Source organism: Nocardioides sp. AX2bis (assembly GCF_902506435.1).
Taxonomy (GTDB): domain Bacteria; phylum Actinomycetota; class Actinomycetes; order Propionibacteriales; family Nocardioidaceae; genus Nocardioides.
In genome coordinates this window covers 3,883,032-3,902,117 of record NZ_LR733215.1, presented here as the reverse complement: position 1 = coordinate 3,902,117, position 19,086 = coordinate 3,883,032, and the positions used below count along the sequence as shown (strand labels likewise).

Below are 19,086 nucleotides of genomic sequence, written 5' to 3'. Positions count from 1 at the left end.
AAGCCGGGGAATCCCCGCCCGGGCGGGGATTCCCCGGCTTCGCGTCCCTTGCAAGGCGCGCGAACCCCGGGAAACGCCCACCCAGTACGACCGCGGGCGCCCCGGTCAGCCGAGCCGCATCGCCAACCGGCGCAGGCGCTCACGCCGACGTACCGCTTCCCACCACACCAGCGGACACATCACCACCAGGACGACCGGGAGGTAGGCGGGGAAGCGCCAGGCGTCCCAGCCGGCGGCCCAGGCGATGGCGACGGGTATCCCGAGGGGGACCGCCAGCACCCACAGCCAGGGTGCCCCGGCGATCTCGGCCTCGGTCGAACGGAGCTGGCGTGACGTCTCGGCCCGCCATCTCGCCTCGTCGCCGACCCCCTCGGGCGGGAGCTCGCCCTTGCGCACGGCGCGTCGGAAGGCCCAGACCCGGTCCAGCCTGCCCAGCCGGGCCGCGGTGGCGTCCTGACGGCGCCAGCCCAGGACGACGGCGGCGCCGATCACCCCCACCATCGCCACGAACAGGGCAAGGGCGCCGAGGGTCCCGGAGGTGGCGTCGAAGGCAGCCCACAGCCAGGAGTACACGGCGAGCGGGAGGAGGGGCGCCCCGATGAGGACCAGGCCGCGGACCGGCCCCGTGTCGCTCATCAGCGCTCCAGCCGCTCGGCCAGCGCGTCGAGCCGGTCACGGCGACGTCGCAGGTGTGAGGCGTAGAACGGCCAGGCCAGGACGGTGAGGGTCGCGACCGAGGAGGTCCCGTAGGCGCCCTCGCCCCTGCCCGTGAGCACGAGGACGGCGGTGAACGCCGCCAGGGCGAGCACGACGAGCCCGACCCACGGCATCGCCAGGACCGCCTCGCGGGCGCGGAGCCGGAGGACGGGCAGATGTCGGCGCCACGCCTCGACGTCACCGTCGCGGGGGACCCGGTCCCCGGTCAGGGCCTGCTCGAAGAAGTCACGCTGGCCGGGACCGCCGTACGCGAGCTCCTCGCGGCGGCGGAGCCGTCGGGCCACCGGGTTGACGACGACCGAGGCCAGGAGCAGGACTCCCCAGGCGACCAGCAGCTCCGTCCCCCACGGGACCTGGCCCATGACGGCCCCGATGGCGAGCAGCGCCCACCACGGCCCGCACGAGCGCACCATCCCGCGCACCCGCTGGCGCACCGGCCCCGCCGACGTCGCGGCGACGGGAGGGGCGGTGGTCGTGCTCATCACCGCATCATCCGCCGCCCGCGCCCGTCTGTCACGCGCTTCGGTACGCCCGCACTCGCCCGTCCGGTTGCCGTCCTGCTGGCAGGATCGGACCCATGAGCTCCCTCCACGACCACCACGCCACCGCGATCGACGGGCAGGAGGTCGACCTCGCCACGTACGACGGGAAGGTCGTCCTGGTCGTCAACACGGCCTCGCAGTGCGGCTTCACGCCCCAGTACGAGGGCCTCCAGGACCTGCAGAAGTCCTACGCGGACCAGGGCTTCAGCGTGCTGGGCTTCCCGTGCAACCAGTTCCAGTCGCAGGAGCCCGGCGACGACGCCTCGATCGCGGGCTTCTGCGAGCGCAGCTTCGGCGTCACCTTCCCGATGTTCTCCAAGGTCGACGTGAACGGCGACCAGGCGCACCCGCTGTTCCGCTGGCTGCGTGAGGAGAAGGGCGGCCTGCTCGGCGACAAGATCAAGTGGAACTTCACCAAGTTCCTCGTCGGCAAGGACGGCCAGGTCATCAAGCGCTACGCCCCGACGACCAAGCCGGAGAAGATCACCGGCGACATCGAGAAGGCGCTCGCGTCGTGACGGGCTTCACCGCGACCACGACCGCCGAGGCGATCGTCCTGGCCAGCCGCGAGCAGATCTGGGAGCTCTTGCGCGACGCCGACGAGGTCGCACGGCTGACCCCGTTCGTCACCCGCATCGAGGACCGCGGCGAGCACTGGATCTGGTCGATGACCAAGCTGCCGGTGCCGAAGGCCACGCTCTCGCCGACCTTCACCGAGAAGATGGAGTTCGTCGAGCTCGAGCGGATCGAGTTCAAGCACGACGCCCCCGAGGGCTCGGACGAGAACGCGTGCGTCGACGGCTGGTACGAGCTGGAGGAGCTCGAGCCGCTGGAGGGGGAGAGCGTCGCCACGATGCTGCGGACCTCGTTGTCGATCACCCTCGACCTGCCGCTGCCCAAGGCGCTCTCGCCCGCGGTCAAGGGGTCGATGAAGACGGTCATCAACCAGATGGGCGACCGGTTCTCCGCCGGGATGCTCGAGACCCTCGGCACCACGACCCGGGGGAAGCCCACGCGCTCGTGACTTGCCGGTAACCCGGCCCGGACGGGAGTCTGACCTCGTGCCCAAGATCGCGACCACGTCCTCGTACTCCATCACCATGCGGCTCCACACCGAGCCCGACCACTCCGTGATCGGCTCGGTGACCACCGCCATCGCCGCCGAGGGCGGCATCGTCATGGCCGTCGACGTCGCGGAGTCGGCCAACGACCGCCTCGTCATCGACGTCACCTGCTCGGCCATCGACGCCGACCACGCCGCGCTGCTGCGCGAGAAGGTCGACGAGGTCGACGGCGTGACCGTGCACAAGGTCAGCGACCGGACCTTCCTGCTCCACATCGGCGGCAAGATCGAGGTCACCTCCAAGGTCCCGCTGCGCAACCGCGACGACCTGTCGATGGCCTACACCCCGGGCGTGGGCCGGGTCAGCAAGGCCCTGGCCGACAACCCGCAGGACGTCTCCCGGCTCACGGTCAAGGGCAACTCGGTCGCGGTCGTCACCGACGGCTCGGCGGTGCTCGGCCTCGGCAACATCGGGCCGGGCGCCGCGCTGCCGGTGATGGAGGGCAAGGCGGCGCTGTTCAAGCGGTTCGCCGGCATCGACGCCTGGCCGATCTGCCTGGCCTCCCAGGACACCGACGAGATCGTGCGCGCGGTCGAGATGATCGCCCCCGGCTTCGGCGGCATCAACCTCGAGGACATCGCCGCCCCCCGCTGCTTCGAGATCGAGGCGCGGCTGCGCGAGAGCCTGGACATCCCGGTCTTCCACGACGACCAGCACGGCACCGCGATCGTCGTGCTCGCCGCGCTGACCAACGCGCTGCGGGTGGTCGGCAAGAAGCTGGAGGACCTGCGGATCGTGGTCTCCGGCGCGGGTGCCGCCGGCACCGCCATCGTGACGCTGCTCCTCGCTGCCGGCGTGAAGGACGTCGTGGTCTGGGACCGCGAGGGCTGCCTGTCGGGCGACGACGAGTCGCTGCCGGCCGCGAAGCTCACCCTGGCCAAGGTCACCAACCCGCGCAAGGTCCGCGGCGACCTGCACGCCGGCGTCACCGGCGCCGACGTCTTCATCGGCGTGAGCGCCCCGAACGTGCTCGACGCGGAGTGGATCAAGGACATGAACGAGAAGGCGATCGTCTTCGCGCTCGCCAACCCCGACCCGGAGGTCGAGCCCGGCGACGCCGGCCAGTACGCCGCGGTGGTCGCCAGCGGCCGCTCGGACTACCCCAACCAGATCAACAACGTGCTGGCCTTCCCCGGCGTCTTCCGCGGGCTGCTCGACGCCCGCGCCACCGACGTCACGATCGACATGATGCTGCGTGCCGCCGACGCCATCGCGCACGTGGTGAAGGACGAGGAGCTCAATCCGACCTTCATCGTCCCGTCGGTCTTCAACTCCGAGGTGCCCAAGGCGGTCGCCCGGGCGATCGCCGGGAAGCACGCCACGGTCGACGACGACTGAGGCCCTGCACTTGACAACGACCTAGGTATTGTCAAGTGCGTTGACAATCAGTACCTTTCTGTCAACCCGGCGCGTTCCCGCGTCGGCGACAGGAGGGACTCCTCGTGAGCGCACGGACCAACACCGGCAGCACCGTCCCCGCCGGCTCCACCGACGGGTGGCGGGACCACAAGCGCACGCTGTGGCTGATCGGTCTGGTGGTGCCGTCGCTGGCCTTCGTCGCGTACGGCGGGTGGCTGGCCACCGGGTCCGGCCTGTGGTTCTGGGTCGGGCCCGTGGTGATCCTGGTGGTCGTGCCGGCCGTCGACCTGGTCGCCGGTCTCGACCGCGCCAACCCGCCCGACGACGTGATCGAGGCGCTCGAGCAGGACCGCTACTACCGCTGGGTCACCTACCTCTTCCTGCCGGTGCAGTACGCCGGCTTCGTCGGTGCCGCCTACCTGGTCGCGCGCGGCGACCCCCTCGGCATCGGCGGTGACCTGACCCTGGTCGAGCAGCTCGGCCTGGCCGCCACCATCGGCTGCATCGGCGGGATCGGGATCAACACCGCCCACGAGCTCGGCCACAAGCGGGAGGCCAACGAGCGCTGGCTGTCCAAGATCGCCCTGGCCCAGAGCTTCTACGGCCACTTCTACATCGAGCACAACCGCGGCCACCACGTCCGCGTCGCGACCCCCGAGGACCCGGCGAGCAGCAGGATCGGCGAGTCGTTCTACGCCTTCTGGCCGCGCACCGTGCTCGGCTCGCTGCGCTCGGCCTGGCGCCTGGAGAGCAAGCGGTACGCCCGCCGCGACCAGCACCCGTACCGGCCCGGCAACGACGTGCTGAACGCCTGGGTCATGTCGGCGGTCCTCTGGGGTGCCCTCGCGGTCTGGCTCGGCCCCGTCGTCGTGCCCTTCCTCGTCGTCCAGGCGCTGATCGGCCTCACCCTGCTCGAGGTCGTCAACTACATGGAGCACTACGGCATGCGCCGGCAGAAGGTCGGCGTCGGGCACCGCGAGCGGTACGAGCGGGTCGACCCGTCGCACTCCTGGAACTCCAACAACGTCGCGACCAACGTGCTGCTCTACCACCTGCAGCGCCACAGCGACCACCACGCCAACCCCACCCGGCGCTACCAGACGCTGCGCGACTTCGAGGAGTCGCCGGTGCTGCCCACGGGGTACGCCGGGATGATCCTGATCGCCCTGGTCCCGCCGCTGTGGCGCCGGGTGATGGACCCCCGCGTGGTCGCCCACTTCGACGGGGACGTCACCCGCGCCAACATCCACACGCCGCGACGCGAGCGGGTGCTCGCGGCCTGGCCCGCGCCGGCACCGGTGCCGGTCGAGGTCGACGTGGAGGCCCAGGACGGGGAGGCTCGGACGGCGACCGTCCCCGTCGAGGAGGTCCTCGCCGCGCGCTGCCCGGGGTGCGGCCACACCTACGAGTTCGAGGTCGGCAACGAGCTCGAGGGGTTCGCCGCCGGCACCGCCTGGGCCGACGTGCCCGACTCGTGGTGCTGCCCGGACTGCGGGGTGCGCGAGAAGGTCGACTTCGTGCCGATGACGCGCAGCGACGCCTGACGCAGGTCGGAGCCGACTCGAGGGATGCTGCCTAGGGTGGGGTCATGTCGTCCCCTGCCCGGCCCCCGGTGGCCCGCCCGGCGACCGCCGTCCTCCTCGCCTTCGCCCTCGTCGGTCTCGGTGCGTGCTCGGGGGCCGACGACCCCTCGGGCGCAGGACCGGCAGGGAGCCCCACGCCGTCGGGCACGCCGCCGGACACCGGTCCGGCCGCGGAGGACCTGGCCGTCCGCGACGCCACACGGCAGGGCCGGGTCGCGACGGCCATGACCGAGCAGACCGGGTCGGTCGACCGCACCCTCGACGAGGTCCTGGCGGAGTCCGAACGGCGAGGCGTCACCCTCGCGACCGGGTCGGCGCTGGTCCTCTACTCCTACGCCGAACCCGAGGACGTCACGCAGTCGTCCTTCTCGCTCTGCGTCGAGAACGCCGGCGGTCCCGGCGCGGGGGTGGCGTACGCGGTCTACGACTCGGTGCGTGCCGAGGTGGTCGAGCGGGGGGAGGCCGGCGGTTGCACGCCCGGTCCGTGACCACCCGCTCGCCGGGCCGGGCCCGGGGTGCGTCCTAAGGTGGCCAGGTGACCTCCACCGCCCGTCCGCACCAGGCCGTCGCCACCCGCGACCGGATCCTCGCCGCGGCCGTGGACCTCACCTCGCGTGCGGGGTGGGCGAAGGTGACGATGGCGAGGCTGGCCGACGAGGTCGGGGTCAGCCGGCAGACGGTCTACAACGAGATCGGTACCAAGAACGCCCTGGCCGAGGCCATGGTGCAGCGCGAGCTGGAGGCGTTCCTCTCGGTCGTCGGCACCGCCTTCGACGAGCACCCGGACGACCTCCAGGCCGCGGTGGTCGCCGCCTCGCGCGGTGTGCTCGACCGGGCCCAGGGCAACCCGCTGCTGCACGCGGTCGCCTCCGCCACGCACGGCGCCGACACCGAGCTGCTCCCGCTGCTGACCACCCACGCCGGGTCGTTGCTGGCCGTGGCCAAGATGGTGGTCGCCGAGCGGGTGGCCTCCTACGACGTCCCGCTGGCCACCCGCGACCTCGACGCCGCCATCGACATGGTCGTCCGCGTCGTGCTCAGCCACGTGATGCAGCCCAGCGGCCCTCCGGCGCAGACCGCCGACGACATCGGGTGGGTCGCCACGCGGGTGCTGCGGGGCTGAGCCGGAGGGACCGCCCGCCGCCCGGCGTCAGCCGATGACGCCCGCGCCCTCGAGGATCAGCAGGATGCCGAAGAGCGCGAACAGGGTCGCGGCGCCGTAGGTGATCGCCTTCTCGGGCAGCTTCCGGCCGAGCATGGCGCCGACCACGATCGCCAGGGCGTCCGCGGCGACCATGCCGACGGTGCTCCCGATCCAGGTGCCGAACCAGCCGTGCTGGGTGGCCAGGGTGATCGTGGCCAGCATGGTCTTGTCGCCGAGCTCGGCGAGGAAGAACGCGACGCCGACGGCGAAGATCGCCTTGCCGGTGGAGCGGCGGGCCTTGTCGGCCTCGTCGTCGGTGAGCTCGTCGCCGCGCAACGTCCAGGCCGCGAAGCCCAGGAAGGCGATGCCGGCGATGATCGCGATCACGTCCTGCTGCTCGGCGAAGGCGTCGCCGATCCAGAACCCGATCGCCACCGAGGCGAGGTGCACGACGGCGGTGGCCACGGTGATGCCCAGGAGGACGTCACGGGCGCGGTAGCGGCTGGCGAAGGTCATCGCCATCAGCTGGCTCTTGTCGCCGAGCTCGGCGACGAAGATGACAGCGGTGCTGAGCAGGAAGGCTTCCACGAGATTTCTCCTCGGCCCGGGGGGCAGGTCAGGCCCGGCCGAGCACGGTTCCGCAGGACGGAGACGTCTTCGACCGGAGCACTAGGGATCGGTGCACTGGTCGAAGGTCTCGTCCGCCCGGCTGAGCCGGGCCTGCCGCACCGGACCGTGAGGTCAGTATGTCGATGCGACTGTTGAGGACTACTCCCCTTCGGTGACCATCATGACGTACGGGTGGGGGCCGGGTCCAAATCGGCGCGGGCGCCGTCGTCGGAGTGCCCCCGTTCGGTGAACGGTTGTTGCACCTCGCGTCTACGCTCCTCCTCGGAGGGATGCAGATGCGTCGAGGTGTGGCCCGGCTCGCCGGGGGTCTGGCGGTGGCCGCCGTGCTGACGGCCTGTGCCGGCGACCCCGACGGCACCGCCGAGGACCCCTCCGTCGCGACGAGCCCGGTGGCCGAGGCCTCCGACGCAGCCCCGGACGGGGCCGGTGACGACGCGGCCGGTGACGACGGCGCCGACGGCCGCTCCGACCGCTCCACCGACCGCGGGGACCGGGCGGGCTCCGCGGACGCGGAGGACGACGGTGTCGTCGTGGCCGACCCCGAGCACGCCGTCGAGCCACCCGGCCTGCGCGGTCGCGACGAGGCGATCGCCCCGCCCGACATGCTGCTGTTCAACGCCGACGAGCCGCTGGCCGACGAGGTCGTGGACGAGATCGCCGGGGTGGACGGCGTCGACGAGGTCTCGCGCCTCTCGATGGCCCAGGTCTCGCTCGAGGAGCGCGTCTACACCGTCGCCGCGGTCGACGCGGCGTCGTACCGGCTCTTCACCCCGCCCGAGAGCGCCCTCTTCCAGGAGCAGTGGGACCGCGTCGCCGGCGGCGAGGTGGCGCTGACCACCGCCAGCGAGAAGTCGCTGCCGGTCGACGGCGACGGCTACCTCCAGCTCGCGCTCGGCGAGGACGACGCCCAGGAGATCCACGTCGGCGCGATCGCGCCGCAGATCGACCAGGTCGACGCCGTCGTGAACACCTCGTGGGGCGAGGAGCTCGGGATCCCCGCCGGCAACGCGCTGCTGGTGCGCACCGGTCAGAAGTCGCCCCAGGCGCTCCGACCCGAGATCGCGAAGATCCTCGGCGACCAGGCCACCATCCAGGACATGGACGTCGTCGCCCGCGCGGGCCTCGACACCGACGCCACGCAGCAGGCGTTCCTCGTCGGCGGCGTGGCCGAGGCGGTCGGCACCTTCCGCTACACCGTCGCCGGCGGCCAGGTCATCCCCGAGCAGGCGTGGGAGAGCGAGTACATCAGCACCGAGGAGGTCCCGATCCTCGGCACGGTCACCTGCAACCGCGCGATGATGCCGCAGCTGCGGGCCGCGCTCGAGGAGATCACGCTGGCCGGGCTGGCCGACAAGATCAACCCGGGCGAGTACGCCGGCTGCTACTACCCGCGCTTCATCGCCGGCAGCACCACGCTGTCCAACCACTCCTTCGGCACCGCCTTCGACCTCAACGTGCCGGGCAACCTGCGCGGCACCGTCGGGGAGATGGACCGCGGCGTGGTGGCGATCTTCAAGCGGTGGGGCTTCGCCTGGGGCGGCGACTGGAGCTACACCGACCCGATGCACTTCGAGATGGAGAGCCTGGTCGAGCCGCGCTGACCCGCGCCGGCCCGCGCCGGGCTCACCGGTGGTCGGGTCGCTCGAGCAGCACGTCCCGCACGATCGCCGCGACCCGTGCCATCAGCCGTCGTGCGCGGTCGAGGTCGTGGGACCAGAAGTAGTGGTCCGCGCCGGGCGTGACGTCGTGCAGCAGGACCGGGACGTCCGCCTCGGCGAGCCGCTGGGCGTAGAGGTCGCCGTCGCGGCGCAGCGAGTCGCGCTCGGCGGTCATCACCACCGCGGGCGGCAGCCCGCGCAGGTCGGGCGCCAGCACCGGGGAGGCGTACGGCTCCGAGCGGCGGGCCGGGTCGGGGAAGTAGACGCGGCGCACCAGCGCGCGCAGCGACGGCGAGATCATCTGTCCGGCGCCCGGCCCGGCCCCGGCTGCGCCCTCCGGCACCTCGGTGGCCAGGTCCAGCGCCGGGACGCCGAGCACCTGCAGCAGCGGGCGTACGGTCCCCTCGTCGCGGGCCATCAGGCAGGCCGCGGCGGCCATCCCGCCGCCCGACGAGAGACCGCCGACGGCCAGCCGGGTGCCGTCGACCCCCAGCGAGGTGCCGTGCCCGGACTGCGGACCGTCCAGCCAGGCCAGCACGTCGTGCGCCTGCTCCTGCGCGACCGGGTAGGCCACGTAGGGCCCCGTGCGGAAGTCGACGTTGACCACCGCCACCCCGGCCTGGGCGACCAGGTAGCGGCACCAGAAGTCGTCCATGAACGGGTGGCGCATCAGCCAGGCGCCGCCGTGCAGGTGGACGTACGCGGGCCGTGGCCGCGACCCGGGAGCCCACGCCGGGTCGGTGTAGACGTGCACCGGCACGCGGCCGTGCCGGGTGGGGACGAGGTGGCGCCGGGGCCGCGGCAGCCCGGTCCCCGCGAAGCGGAGCTCCTCGCCGTAGCGCACCGACCACCGCGCGCTCGCGTGCATCGTCATCGCCGCGACGCGGTCGGACAGCCTCACCGCAGGGACCTCACGGCTGCTGTTCGGAACGGTCACACGGACGGATGGGTCGTGCGCCCGCGCGGTGTCCTAGCCTGCCGGGCATGCGCGCAGCCCAGGTCGTCACGCTCACCGGTCCCACCGACGTCGTCGTGCAGGAGGTGCCGGACGCGACCGCCGGCGAGGGCCAGGTCCTCGTCGAGGTCCACGCCGTCGGCACGTCCTTCCCCGACCTGCTGCTGTCGCGAGGGGAGTACCAGATGAAGCCCGAGCCGCCGTTCACGCTCGGCGTCGACGTCGCCGGCGTCGTGGTCTCGGGTGAGGGCTTCGAGCCGGGCCAGCGGGTCTGCGCGGTGCAGGGGTACGGCGGTGCGTCCGAGCTGGCCGCGATGCCGGTCGAGTCGACGTTCGCGCTGCCGGACGCGCTGTCCTTCGAGGAGGGTGCGGCGATGCCGATGAACTACCTCACCGCGCAGTTCGCCCTGGCCGAGCGGGCCGGTCTGCGCGAGGGCGAGACCGTGCTCGTGCACGGCGCCGCGGGCGGCGTCGGCACCGCGACCATCCAGGTCGCCAAGGGGTACGGCGCCCGCAGCATCGCGGTCGTCTCCACCGAGGAGAAGGGGGAGGTCGCCCGGCAGGCCGGGGCGGACGAGGTAGTCCTGCTCGACGGGTGGAAGGACGCGGTCAAGGACCTCACCGGCGGCCACGGCGTCGACGTCGTGATGGACGTCGTCGGCGGCGACGTCTTCCTCGACTCCCTGCGCTCGCTCGCGCCCCAGGGCCGGCTGCTCGTGGTCGGCTTCGCCGCCGGGCAGGGCATCCCCGAGGTCAAGGTCAACCGGCTGCTGCTCAACAACACCGACGTCCGCGGCGTCGGCTGGGGCGCCTACGCGATGGCACGTCCGGGCTACATGCAGGAGCAGTGGGCCGCGCTGGTGCCGATGATCGAGGCCGGGGTCGTCAAGCCGCCGGTCGGTCGGACGTACGCCTTCGAGGAGTTCGGTCAGGCGCTGGTCGACCTCGACGAGCGGCGGACCCTGGGCAAGGGCGTCGTCCGGCTCCGTGACTGAGGACGACCCGCGGGCGGCCGGGCGGCGGGCGGCCCACGGGCAGGCGGCGTACCCCGTCCGGCTCGAGACCGGCCCGACCGGTGCCGCCGCGGTCGTCGCCGGGCTCGGTGCCGACGACGTGGCGGTCGTCGTGGACGTGCTGTCGTTCACGACCACGCTGGCCCTCGCGGTGGAGCGGGGGGTCGAGGTGCACCCGTTCGCGTGGCGCGACGAGCGCGCGGAGGCGTACGCCCGGGAGCGGGACGCGGTGCTGGCCGTCGGCCGGTTCGAGGCCGCCGCGGCCGCCCCGGTGGTCGAGGAGCGAGCGGCCCCTCCGGTGGTCGAGGAGCGAGCGCAGCGAGCGTCACGAGACCGCCCCACGCTCTCCCCGGCCGCGATGCTGCGCGGCGACGGCCTCGTGGGTGTGCAGCGGCTGGTGCTGCCCTCGCCCAACGGCTCGACCATCAGCGCGCTGCTGGCCGACGCGGGCGTGGGCGTGGTGGGCGCGTGCCTGCGCAACGCCTCCGCCGTCGCCGAGGCCCTGGCCCCGGCGCTGCTGCGGGGGGCGTCGCTGGCGGTGGTCGCCGCGGGCGAGCGGTGGCCGGACGGCTCCCTGCGGCCGGCGGTCGAGGACGTCTGGGGCGCGGGCTCGCTGCTCACCGCGCTGGTCGGGCGCGGGGTCACCGGCCTGAGCCCGGAGGCGGAGCTGGCGGTCGTGGCGTGGCGCACGGTCGCCGACGACCCCGCCGCGGCCCTGCGGTCGTGCGCCGGGGGGCGTGAGCTGGCGGCGGTCGGCTTCGGTGCCGACGTCGAGGTCGCCGCCGCGGTCGACGTGAGCGCGGCGGTGCCGGTGCTGCGCGACGGGGCCTTCCGCGACGCCGGGACGTCATCCGGTCCGGGCCCCGCCTGAGCGGGGCGAGGGATGACGCCCCGGGCATCCCGGCCCCGGCTAGGGTCGCAGGGTGAGCATCCTGGACGACGCCCGCGAGGGCATGAACCTCGACATCCGCCCGCAGGACGACCTCTTCGGCCACGTCAACGGCCGCTGGCTCGACGAGGTGGAGATCCCCGCGGACCGCTCCAGCTGGGGCCCCTTCGTGCAGCTGGCCGACGCCGCCGAGGAGCGGGTGCGCCAGATCATCGAGGACTTCGCCGCGCAGTCGCGTGAGCCGGGCACGCCCGACGCGGACGCCGCGTCGGCCGAGGAGGCCCAGAAGATCGGCGACCTCTACGCCTCTTTCATGGACACCGCCGAGGTCGACCGCCGCGGGGCCGCCCCGATCCGGGCCCTGGTCGAGGCCAGCCGGTCGCTGCGCGACGTGCGGGACCTGGCCGCGTTCCTCGGCGAGTTCGAGCGGATCGGCGGCCACGGGCTGTTCGGGTCCTACGTCGACACCGACGACCGCAACTCCGACCGCTACCTGTTCCACCTCTCCCAGGGCGGCCTCGGCCTGCCCGACGAGTCGTACTACCGCGAGGAGAAGTTCGCCGACGTCCGCGACAAGTACGTCGCCTACCTCGAGCGGCTCTTCACCCTCGTCGCCCACGACGACCCCGCGGGCGCCGCGGCCGCCGTGCTCGCCCTCGACACCCGGATCGCCGCGGGGCACTGGGAGCGCGCCGACACCCGCGACGTCCAGAAGACCTACAACCTGCGCACCCTCGAGGAGGTCAAGGCGGCCTGCCCGAGCTTCGACTGGGACGCCTACGTCCAGAACCTCAGCGGCCCCGCGATCGACCCGGCCCCGCTGCTGGCCGAGGCCTGCGTACGCCAGCCGTCGTTCTTCGAGCACCTCGACGGCGTGCTGCGCCAGACGTCGCTCGACGACTGGAAGTCGTGGCTGCTGGCGCACGTCCTGCGGTCCTCGGCGGCCTACCTGACCGACGACTTCGTCGAGACCAACTTCGACTTCTACGGCCGCACCCTCAACGGCACCCCCGAGCTGCGGGCCCGGTGGAAGCGCGGCGTCGCGCTGGTCGAGGGCGGGCTCGGCGAGGCGGTCGGCAAGGAGTACGTCGGGCGCCACTTCCCGCCGCGCGCCAAGGCGATGATGGACGACCTGGTCGCCAACCTGCTCGCGGCGTACCGCAGCTCGATCGGCCGCCTGGACTGGATGACCGAGGAGACCAAGCAGCGGGCGTACGAGAAGCTGGAGACCTTCCGGCCGAAGATCGGCTACCCGGAGCGGTTCCGCGACTACTCCGCGCTGCGCATCGACCCGCACGACCTCGTCGGCAACGTCGCGGCGATCTCCGCCCACGAGACGGACCGCCACCTGCGCAAGATCGGCTCCCCGGTCGACCGCGACGAGTGGTTCATGCTGCCGCAGACCGTCAACGCCTACTACAACCCCGGCACCAACGAGATCTGCTTCCCCGCCGGCATCCTGCAGAAGCCGTTCTTCGACCCCGACGCGCTCGAGGCGGAGAACTACGGCGGGATCGGTGCGGTCATCGGCCACGAGATCGGCCACGGCTTCGACGACCAGGGCGCGCAGTACGACGGCTCGGGCACGCTTAACGACTGGTGGACCGCCGACGACAAGGCCGCCTTCGAGGTGAAGTCCAAGACGCTGGTCGCGCAGTACGACGGGTTCTCGCCGCGCAACCTGCCCGGGGAGACGGTCAACGGCTCGCTGACCGTCGGCGAGAACATCGGTGACCTGGGCGGCCTCACGATCGCCCACACGGCGTTCGTGATCGCCCAGGGCGGCGAGGCGTCGGTCGAGGACCGCCGGAAGCTGTTCATGAACTGGGCCTACGTGTGGCGCACCAAGCGCCGCACCGAGCAGGAGCAGACCTACCTCACCATCGACCCGCACAGCCCGCCGGAGTTCCGCGCCAACATCGTGCGCAACCTCGACGAGTTCCACGACGTCTTCGGCACGGTCGCGGGCGACGGGCTCTGGCTGGACCCGCAGGAGCGTGTCCGGATCTGGTGACCCGGGGGCGGGGTCGCCGGTCGGCAGGCCGCGGGTCGCCGGCCCGCGTGGCCCCGCCGCCGGACTGGGTGGTCGTTTCCCGGGGTTCGCGTGCCTTGCAGGGCACGCGGAGCCAGGGAATCCCCGCCCGACCGGGGATTCCCGGGGCGGGCGGGGCTTTCGGGACGGGCGGGGCGCCCGGGGTGAGCGGGTGCCCCATGCTGGGTCCGTGCACCGGACCGCGCTCGTCTCCGCCGCCCTCGCCCCCGTCGCGCTGATCGGGGGCTGGACGCTCGCCGCGACCCGGCAGCCGGCGGCGTACGACGCCACCCGCGACACCATCAGCGCGCTGGCCGCAGTCGGCGCCGACGACCGGTGGGTGATGACGACCGGGTTCGTGGTGCTCGGCGGGTGCCACGTGGTGACCGCCCTCGGGCTGACCGAGGCGCACCGGCTGGGGCGCGTCGTGCTCGGCGCCGGCGGGGTGGCCGCGCTCGGGGTCGCCGTGGCGGCCGAGCCGTCGGCGGCCCACGTGCCGGTGGCCACGGCCAGCTTCGTGGCCCTCTCGCTGTGGCCGGGGCTGTCCGGCCTGCCCGGACGCCGCTCCGGCTGGGCGGCCACGGTCGTCCTGGGCGGGCTGCTCGGCTGGTTCTCCCTCGAGCTGGGCGGGCCGCGCTCGGGACTGGCCGAGCGGGTGGTGGCCGGGGCGCAGGTCCTGTGGCCCCTCGCGGTGGTCCTCGCCCTGCGGGCCCGGGGGCGTACGAGCCGTCGCGCCGCAGGCCCCGCCGCCCGGCCGGCGGTCTCCTAGGGGAGTGTCGGCGGGCGCTCGTAGGCTCGCCCCATGCCCTTCGACGACGCCACCTGCGACGCGGTCCTCGCGCACATGAACGACGGCCACCGCGACGACAGCCTGCGCATCGTGCAGGCGCACGGCCACCCCGGCGCCACGGAGGCCGAGATGACCGGCCTCGACGAGCACGGCGGGACCTGGCACGTCACCGAGGGCACCGCCGAGGCGACCCTGCGCGTGGGCTGGCCCGATGCGCCGGTCACCGAGCGGGCGGGCCTGCGGGCCGCCGTGGTCGCCCTGCACGACGAGGCCGTCCGCCGCCTCGAGGCCCCCCAGGACCACCGGTGAGCGCGACCACCGACGCCGGCACCCGCGCGGACGTCCGAGCCCGGGCCGAGGGCCACCTGCGCGCCCTGGTCGGCAAGGACGACGCCGTCCTGCGCGAGGACCAGTGGTCCGCGATCGAGGCGCTCGCGGTCGACCAGCGCCGCGCCCTGGTCGTCCAGCGCACCGGGTGGGGCAAGTCGGCGGTCTACTTCGTGGCCACCCTGCTGCTGCGCGAGCGCGGCGCCGGGCCCACCGTCATCGTCTCCCCGCTGCTGGCGCTGATGCGCAACCAGATCGCCGCCGCCGAGCGGGCCGGCATCCGCGCGGTGACCATCAACTCCACCAACGCCGAGAGCTGGGAGCCGACCCACGAGGCGATCCGGGCCGGCGAGGTCGACGTGCTCCTGGTCAGCCCCGAGCGGCTGAACAACCCGGGCTTCCGCGACGAGGTGCTGCCGCGCCTGGCCGCGACCTGCGGCCTGCTGGTCGTCGACGAGGCGCACTGCATCTCCGACTGGGGCCACGACTTCCGCCCCGACTACCGGCGCATCCGCACCCTGCTCGGCGACCTCCCCGACGGCATCCCCGTCCTGGCCACCACCGCGACCGCCAACCAGCGCGTCACCGACGACGTGGCCGAGCAGCTCGGCGGGCTCGACCGGGGCGCCGGGCGGGCCGAGGTGCTCGTGCTGCGCGGGTCTCTGGACCGGGAGTCGCTGCGGCTGGGCGTCGTGCGCCTGCCCACGGCCGAGCAGCGGCTCGGCTGGCTGGCCGACCACCTCGCCGAGCAGCCCGGGTCGGGGATCGTCTACTGCCTCACCGTGGCCGCGACCGCCGAGGTGGCCGACTACCTGCGCTCGCGCGGGCACGACGTCGCGGCGTACTCCGGCCAGACCGAGGCCACCGAGCGCCAGGCCCTCGAGCAGGACCTGCAGGCCGGTCGGGTCAAGGCCCTGGTCGCCACCAGCGCGCTCGGGATGGGCTTCGACGCCTCCCTCGGCTTCGTGGTCAACCTCGGGGCGCCGTCCTCGCCGGTGGCCTACTACCAGCAGGTGGGCCGCGCCGGGCGCGGGCTCGACGCCCGCAGCGAGAGCGCCACGGTGGTCCTGCTGCCGGCCACCGAGGACCGCGACATCTGGGCGTACTTCGCCTCGCTGGCGTTCCCGCGCGAGGAGCTGGTCCGCCAGACGCTCGACGTGCTCGCCGAGGAGGGCCGCGCGATGAGCACGGCCGCGCTCGAGACCCGCGTCGAGCTGAGCCGCAACCGCCTGGAGACGCTGCTCAAGGTGCTCGACGTCGACGGCGCCGTCCGCCGGGTCCGTGGCGGCTGGGAGTCGACCGGGCAGCCCTGGACCTACGAGGCCGAGCGCTTCGAGCGGGTCCGCGCCGCCCGGGAGCGCGAGGAGCGCGCGATGCTCGACTACCTCGACACCGACCGGTGCCGGATGCGCTACCTGCGCGAGCAGCTCGACGACCCCGAGGCCGAGGACTGCGGCCGCTGCGACACCTGCGGCGGCCTCGACCTGCCCACCGGCGTCTCCGACGCCGCCCTGGCCGAGGCCGGGGCCCGGCTGTCGCGGCCCGGCGTCGTGGTCGAGCAGCGCAAGATGTGGCCGACCGGCCTGCCCGCGATCGGTGTCGACCTCAAGGGCAAGATCGCCGAGGGCGCCGTCGAGGGCCGTGCCGTGGCCCGGCTCACCGACCTCGGCTACGGCCAGGCGCTGCGCGAGCTGTTCCGCGCCGGCACCGAGGACGGGCCCGTCCCCGTCCCGCTGGTGAAGGCCGTGGTGGCCGTCCTCGGCGACTGGTCGCCGCGGGTGGACGCGATCGTGGTGGTCGACTCGGCCACCCGACCGACCCTGGTGTCCGACCTGGCCGCGGGGCTGTCGCGCTACCTCGGGGCGCCGGTCGTGGGTCGCTTCGCGATCGTCGACCCGTCGGTCGAGCCGGGCCGGGGTGCGGTGAACTCCGCCCAGCGGGTCGCGGCCGTCGGCCGCCGCTACGACCTGCAGCTCGACGACCCCGGCGCGCTGTCCGGTGCGTCGGTCCTGCTGGTCGACGACCTCGTGGTCACCGGGTGGACGATGACGCTGGCCGCCCGGGCCGTACGCCGCGCCGGCGCCGCCCAGGTCGCCCCGCTGGCCCTGGCCACCCAGAGCTGACCCGAGGAGGTCCGTCGTGCCCCCACCGCTGCTGGACGCGACCGAGGTCCGCGCCCTCGACGCCCACGCCCGCCGCCTCCTCGACGTCGCCGCCGGCGCCCGGCACCCCGCCGGCGGGTACGCCTGGCTGCGCGAGGACGGCACGGTCGACGAGGACCGGCCCCGCGAGCTCTGGATCACCTGCCGGATGACGCACGTCCACGCGCTCGGGGTGCTCATGGATCACCCCGGGTCGTCGGCGCTCGCCGACCACGGGGTGGCGGCGCTGCGCGGGACCTTCCACGACGACGCGTACGGCGGCTGGCACGCGCGGGTCGGCCCGGACGGCCCCCTGCCCGGCTCGAAGACCGCCTACGAGCACGCCTTCGTCGTCCTCGCCGCGTCGTCGGCCGTCGCGGCCGGCCGCCCCGGGGCGACGGCGCTGCTCGACGAGGCGCTCGGGGTCCTGCTCGAGCGGTTCGTCGCGCCGGCCGGGCCCGGGGCCGGGCTGGTGGTCGAGGAGTGGGACCGGCGGTTCACGGTGCTCGACGACTACCGCGGGCTGAACGCCACCATGCACACGGTCGAGGCGCTGCTCGCGGCCGCCGATGTGCTCGACGACCCGGGCCCCCGGGACGTGGCCGCCGGCATCGTCGACCACGTCCTCGGCCGGCTCGCCCCGACCCACGACTGGCTCCTGCCCGAGCACTTCGACCCAGCGGGCCGACCGCTGCTCGACTACCACCACGACCTGCCCGCGGACCCGTTCCGGCCCTACGGCGCCACGATCGGCCACGGCTTCGAGTGGGCCCGCCTGGCGCTGCAGCTGCACGCCGCGACCGGGGCCGACGCCCCCGGGTGGTGGGTCGACCACGCGGTGGGGCTGGCCGACGCCGCAGCCCGCCACGGGTGGGCGCCCGACGGGCACGACGGGTTCGTCTACACCGTCGGCTGGGACGGCGCCCCGGTCGTGCGCGAGCGGATGCACTGGGTGGCCGCCGAGGCGGTGGCGGCCGCCGCGGCGCTGCACCGGGCCACCGACGACCCGCGCCACGCCGACCGCTACCGGGCCTGGTGGGCACACGCCCAGGACTGGTTCGTCGACCCGGCCCGCGGGTCCTGGGTGCACGAGCGGTCGCCCGACGGCGGTCCCAGCGACCTCACGTGGTCCGGCCGCCCGGACGTCTACCACGCGCTCCAGGCGGTGCTGCTGCCCCGACTGCCGCTCGCGCCGTCGCTGGCCACCGCCCTGCGCGACGGGCTGCTGCCGGCGGTCCCGCCGGCGGCCGCGCCCTAGGCTCGGGCCCATGCGCCACGGAATCACGATCCTGCCCGAGCTGCCCTGGGCCGAGGCCGCGCCGCGGTGGCGCGCGGCCGAGGAGATGGGTTTCGACCACGCCTGGACCTACGACCACGTGGTGTGGGCGGGCCTGCCGGAGTCGGACTGGTACGCCGCCGTCCCGACCCTGACCGCCGCGGCGACCCTCACCACGACGATGCGCCTCGGCACCCTGGTGGCGTCGCCCAACTTCCGCCACCCGGTGCCCTTCCACCGCGAGGTCCAGGCCCTCGACGACATCTCGGGCGGGCGCTTCCTGCTCGGGGTCGGCACCGGCGGTGACCTCGACTCCCGCATCCTCGGGATCGAGGACCTGTCGGTCCGGGACCGTGTCGACCGCTTCCAGGAGTTCACCGACCTCCTCGTCCGGCTGCGCACCGAGGACCACGTCGACGCCGACGGCCGCTGGTTCTCGGCCCGCGGTGCGCGCACCCTGCCGCGGCTGCGCGACGTCCCGCTGCTGGTCGCCGCCAACGGGCCGCGCTCGCTGCGGTACGCCGCGCGCACCGGCGACGGCTGGGTGACCACCGGGCCGCGGGTGGAGACGCTCGAGGAGTGGTGGGCCGGGCTGGCGACCGCCCGCGAGACCTTCGAGACCGCGGTGCGCGACGCCGGGCGGGACCCTGACGTCGTGCCCCGCTACCTGCTGCTCGACGCCTCGCCGCAGTTCTCCCTGGAGAGCGTCGACGTCTTCGACGACATGGTCGGCCGGGCCGCCGGGCTGGGCTTCACCGACGTCGTGACGCACTGGCCGCGCGCCGAGGGCCCGTACGCCGGCGACGAGACGGTCCTCGAGACGGTCGCCGGACGGTTCTGAGACCCAGATCACACCCGCGCGTCCGCGGTCGTCGGACCTGCCCGGGCCGCCGGGACGTGTGGGTT

Annotated in this window: 19 protein-coding genes; 15 read left to right on the top strand and 4 right to left on the bottom strand. The window is 73.9% G+C overall.

All coding sequences use genetic code 11. From position 1 onward, the window contains the following. Window positions 1–105: 105 nt before the first annotated feature. Window positions 106–636: a hypothetical protein gene (locus GV155_RS18800; RefSeq protein WP_160010455.1), complete on the bottom strand. Its 531-nt coding sequence runs from the start codon at window positions 634–636 to the stop codon at window positions 106–108. Further along, complete coding sequence (locus GV155_RS18795; RefSeq protein ID WP_160010453.1) at window positions 636–1,199, bottom strand: hypothetical protein; 564 nt, start codon at window positions 1,197–1,199, stop codon at window positions 636–638. The genes GV155_RS18800 and GV155_RS18795 overlap by 1 nt, the downstream gene beginning before the upstream one ends. A 95-nt stretch (window positions 1,200–1,294) precedes the next feature. Here GV155_RS18795 and GV155_RS18790 point away from each other — a divergent pair, with 95 nt between their 5' ends. The 6 genes from GV155_RS18790 to GV155_RS18765 all read left to right on the top strand — a co-directional run bounded on the left by GV155_RS18790 (window position 1,295) and on the right by GV155_RS18765 (window position 6,448). Next, the gene (locus GV155_RS18790; RefSeq protein WP_160010452.1) at window positions 1,295–1,777 is read left to right on the top strand and encodes a glutathione peroxidase; all 483 of its coding nucleotides are present in this window, start codon (window positions 1,295–1,297) and stop codon (window positions 1,775–1,777) included. Beyond that, the gene (locus GV155_RS18785) at window positions 1,774–2,283 is read left to right on the top strand and encodes a hypothetical protein (protein ID WP_160010450.1); all 510 of its coding nucleotides are present in this window, start codon (window positions 1,774–1,776) and stop codon (window positions 2,281–2,283) included. Before GV155_RS18790 ends, GV155_RS18785 begins: the two co-directional genes overlap by 4 nt. A 76-nt stretch (window positions 2,284–2,359) precedes the next feature. Further along, entirely contained in the window at window positions 2,360–3,721 is a 1,362-nt protein-coding gene (locus GV155_RS18780; protein WP_201300366.1) for an NAD-dependent malic enzyme, read from the top strand. 104 nt (window positions 3,722–3,825) lie between these two features. Beyond that, a complete protein-coding gene (locus GV155_RS21070) occupies window positions 3,826–5,286 on the top strand; it encodes a fatty acid desaturase (RefSeq protein ID WP_160010448.1) in 1,461 nt (486 codons plus the stop codon). Window positions 5,287–5,330: 44 nt separating this feature from the next. Continuing rightward, window positions 5,331–5,813 carry a hypothetical protein gene (locus GV155_RS18770; RefSeq protein WP_160010446.1) on the top strand — a complete coding sequence of 161 codons (483 nt, stop codon included), beginning with the start codon at window positions 5,331–5,333 and terminating at the stop codon, window positions 5,811–5,813. A gap of 47 nt (window positions 5,814–5,860) precedes the next feature. Further along, window positions 5,861–6,448 carry a TetR family transcriptional regulator gene (locus GV155_RS18765; protein WP_236554425.1) on the top strand — a complete coding sequence of 196 codons (588 nt, stop codon included), beginning with the start codon at window positions 5,861–5,863 and terminating at the stop codon, window positions 6,446–6,448. Between the two features lie 27 nt (window positions 6,449–6,475). Here the strand turns inward: GV155_RS18765 and GV155_RS18760 are convergent, their stop codons facing one another. After that, on the bottom strand, window positions 6,476–7,057 hold the full coding sequence (locus GV155_RS18760) for a TMEM165/GDT1 family protein (protein WP_160010444.1): 582 nt from the start codon (window positions 7,055–7,057) through the stop codon (window positions 6,476–6,478). 317 nt (window positions 7,058–7,374) lie between these two features. On the opposite strand from GV155_RS18760, the gene GV155_RS18755 reads away from it, so the two are divergent. Next, entirely contained in the window at window positions 7,375–8,700 is a 1,326-nt protein-coding gene (locus GV155_RS18755) for a M15 family metallopeptidase (protein ID WP_160010442.1), read from the top strand. A gap of 22 nt (window positions 8,701–8,722) precedes the next feature. Here the strand turns inward: GV155_RS18755 and GV155_RS18750 are convergent, their stop codons facing one another. After that, window positions 8,723–9,658, bottom strand: a complete 936-nt coding sequence (locus GV155_RS18750) for an alpha/beta hydrolase (RefSeq protein ID WP_201300246.1) — start codon at window positions 9,656–9,658, stop codon at window positions 8,723–8,725. A gap of 83 nt (window positions 9,659–9,741) precedes the next feature. Here GV155_RS18750 and GV155_RS18745 point away from each other — a divergent pair, with 83 nt between their 5' ends. From GV155_RS18745 to GV155_RS18710, 8 genes are all read left to right on the top strand, one after another. Beyond that, window positions 9,742–10,707, top strand: coding sequence for an NADPH:quinone oxidoreductase family protein (locus GV155_RS18745; RefSeq protein ID WP_160010440.1), 966 nt, complete (start codon window positions 9,742–9,744; stop codon window positions 10,705–10,707). Further along, window positions 10,700–11,596 (top strand): 2-phosphosulfolactate phosphatase, encoded by an 897-nt coding sequence (locus tag GV155_RS18740; RefSeq protein WP_160010438.1) that lies wholly within the window; start codon window positions 10,700–10,702, stop codon window positions 11,594–11,596. Before GV155_RS18745 ends, GV155_RS18740 begins: the two co-directional genes overlap by 8 nt. A gap of 52 nt (window positions 11,597–11,648) precedes the next feature. Further along, complete coding sequence (locus tag GV155_RS18735; protein WP_160010436.1) at window positions 11,649–13,628, top strand: M13 family metallopeptidase; 1,980 nt, start codon at window positions 11,649–11,651, stop codon at window positions 13,626–13,628. Between the two features lie 208 nt (window positions 13,629–13,836). Continuing rightward, window positions 13,837–14,415 carry a DUF998 domain-containing protein gene (locus GV155_RS18730; protein WP_160010434.1) on the top strand — a complete coding sequence of 193 codons (579 nt, stop codon included), beginning with the start codon at window positions 13,837–13,839 and terminating at the stop codon, window positions 14,413–14,415. Window positions 14,416–14,448: 33 nt separating this feature from the next. Further along, window positions 14,449–14,745: a DUF2470 domain-containing protein gene (locus GV155_RS18725; protein ID WP_160010432.1), complete on the top strand. Its 297-nt coding sequence runs from the start codon at window positions 14,449–14,451 to the stop codon at window positions 14,743–14,745. After that, window positions 14,742–16,886, top strand: a complete 2,145-nt coding sequence (locus tag GV155_RS18720) for a RecQ family ATP-dependent DNA helicase (RefSeq protein ID WP_160010430.1) — start codon at window positions 14,742–14,744, stop codon at window positions 16,884–16,886. The genes GV155_RS18725 and GV155_RS18720 overlap by 4 nt, the downstream gene beginning before the upstream one ends. A 16-nt stretch (window positions 16,887–16,902) precedes the next feature. Continuing rightward, window positions 16,903–18,162, top strand: coding sequence for an AGE family epimerase/isomerase (locus GV155_RS18715; RefSeq protein WP_201300245.1), 1,260 nt, complete (start codon window positions 16,903–16,905; stop codon window positions 18,160–18,162). 10 nt (window positions 18,163–18,172) lie between these two features. Continuing rightward, the gene (locus GV155_RS18710) at window positions 18,173–19,021 is read left to right on the top strand and encodes an LLM class flavin-dependent oxidoreductase (protein ID WP_160010428.1); all 849 of its coding nucleotides are present in this window, start codon (window positions 18,173–18,175) and stop codon (window positions 19,019–19,021) included. The last annotated feature ends 65 nt before the right edge of the window (window positions 19,022–19,086 follow it).

Excerpts from the sequence above, each read along its gene's own strand:
- GV155_RS18800 (WP_160010455.1), bottom strand. The coding sequence starts at position 636 with ATGAGCGACACGGGGCCGGTCCGCGGCCTGGTCCTCATCGGGGCGCCC.
- GV155_RS18795 (WP_160010453.1), bottom strand. The coding sequence starts at position 1,199 with ATGAGCACGACCACCGCCCCTCCCGTCGCCGCGACGTCGGCGGGGCCG.
- GV155_RS18790 (WP_160010452.1), top strand. The coding sequence starts at position 1,295 with ATGAGCTCCCTCCACGACCACCACGCCACCGCGATCGACGGGCAGGAG.
- GV155_RS18780 (WP_201300366.1), top strand. The coding sequence starts at position 2,360 with ATGCGGCTCCACACCGAGCCCGACCACTCCGTGATCGGCTCGGTGACC.
- GV155_RS18770 (WP_160010446.1), top strand. The coding sequence starts at position 5,331 with ATGTCGTCCCCTGCCCGGCCCCCGGTGGCCCGCCCGGCGACCGCCGTC.
- GV155_RS18755 (WP_160010442.1), top strand. The coding sequence starts at position 7,375 with ATGCGTCGAGGTGTGGCCCGGCTCGCCGGGGGTCTGGCGGTGGCCGCC.
- GV155_RS18745 (WP_160010440.1), top strand. The coding sequence starts at position 9,742 with ATGCGCGCAGCCCAGGTCGTCACGCTCACCGGTCCCACCGACGTCGTC.
- GV155_RS18725 (WP_160010432.1), top strand. The coding sequence starts at position 14,449 with ATGCCCTTCGACGACGCCACCTGCGACGCGGTCCTCGCGCACATGAAC.
- GV155_RS18710 (WP_160010428.1), top strand. The coding sequence starts at position 18,173 with ATGCGCCACGGAATCACGATCCTGCCCGAGCTGCCCTGGGCCGAGGCC.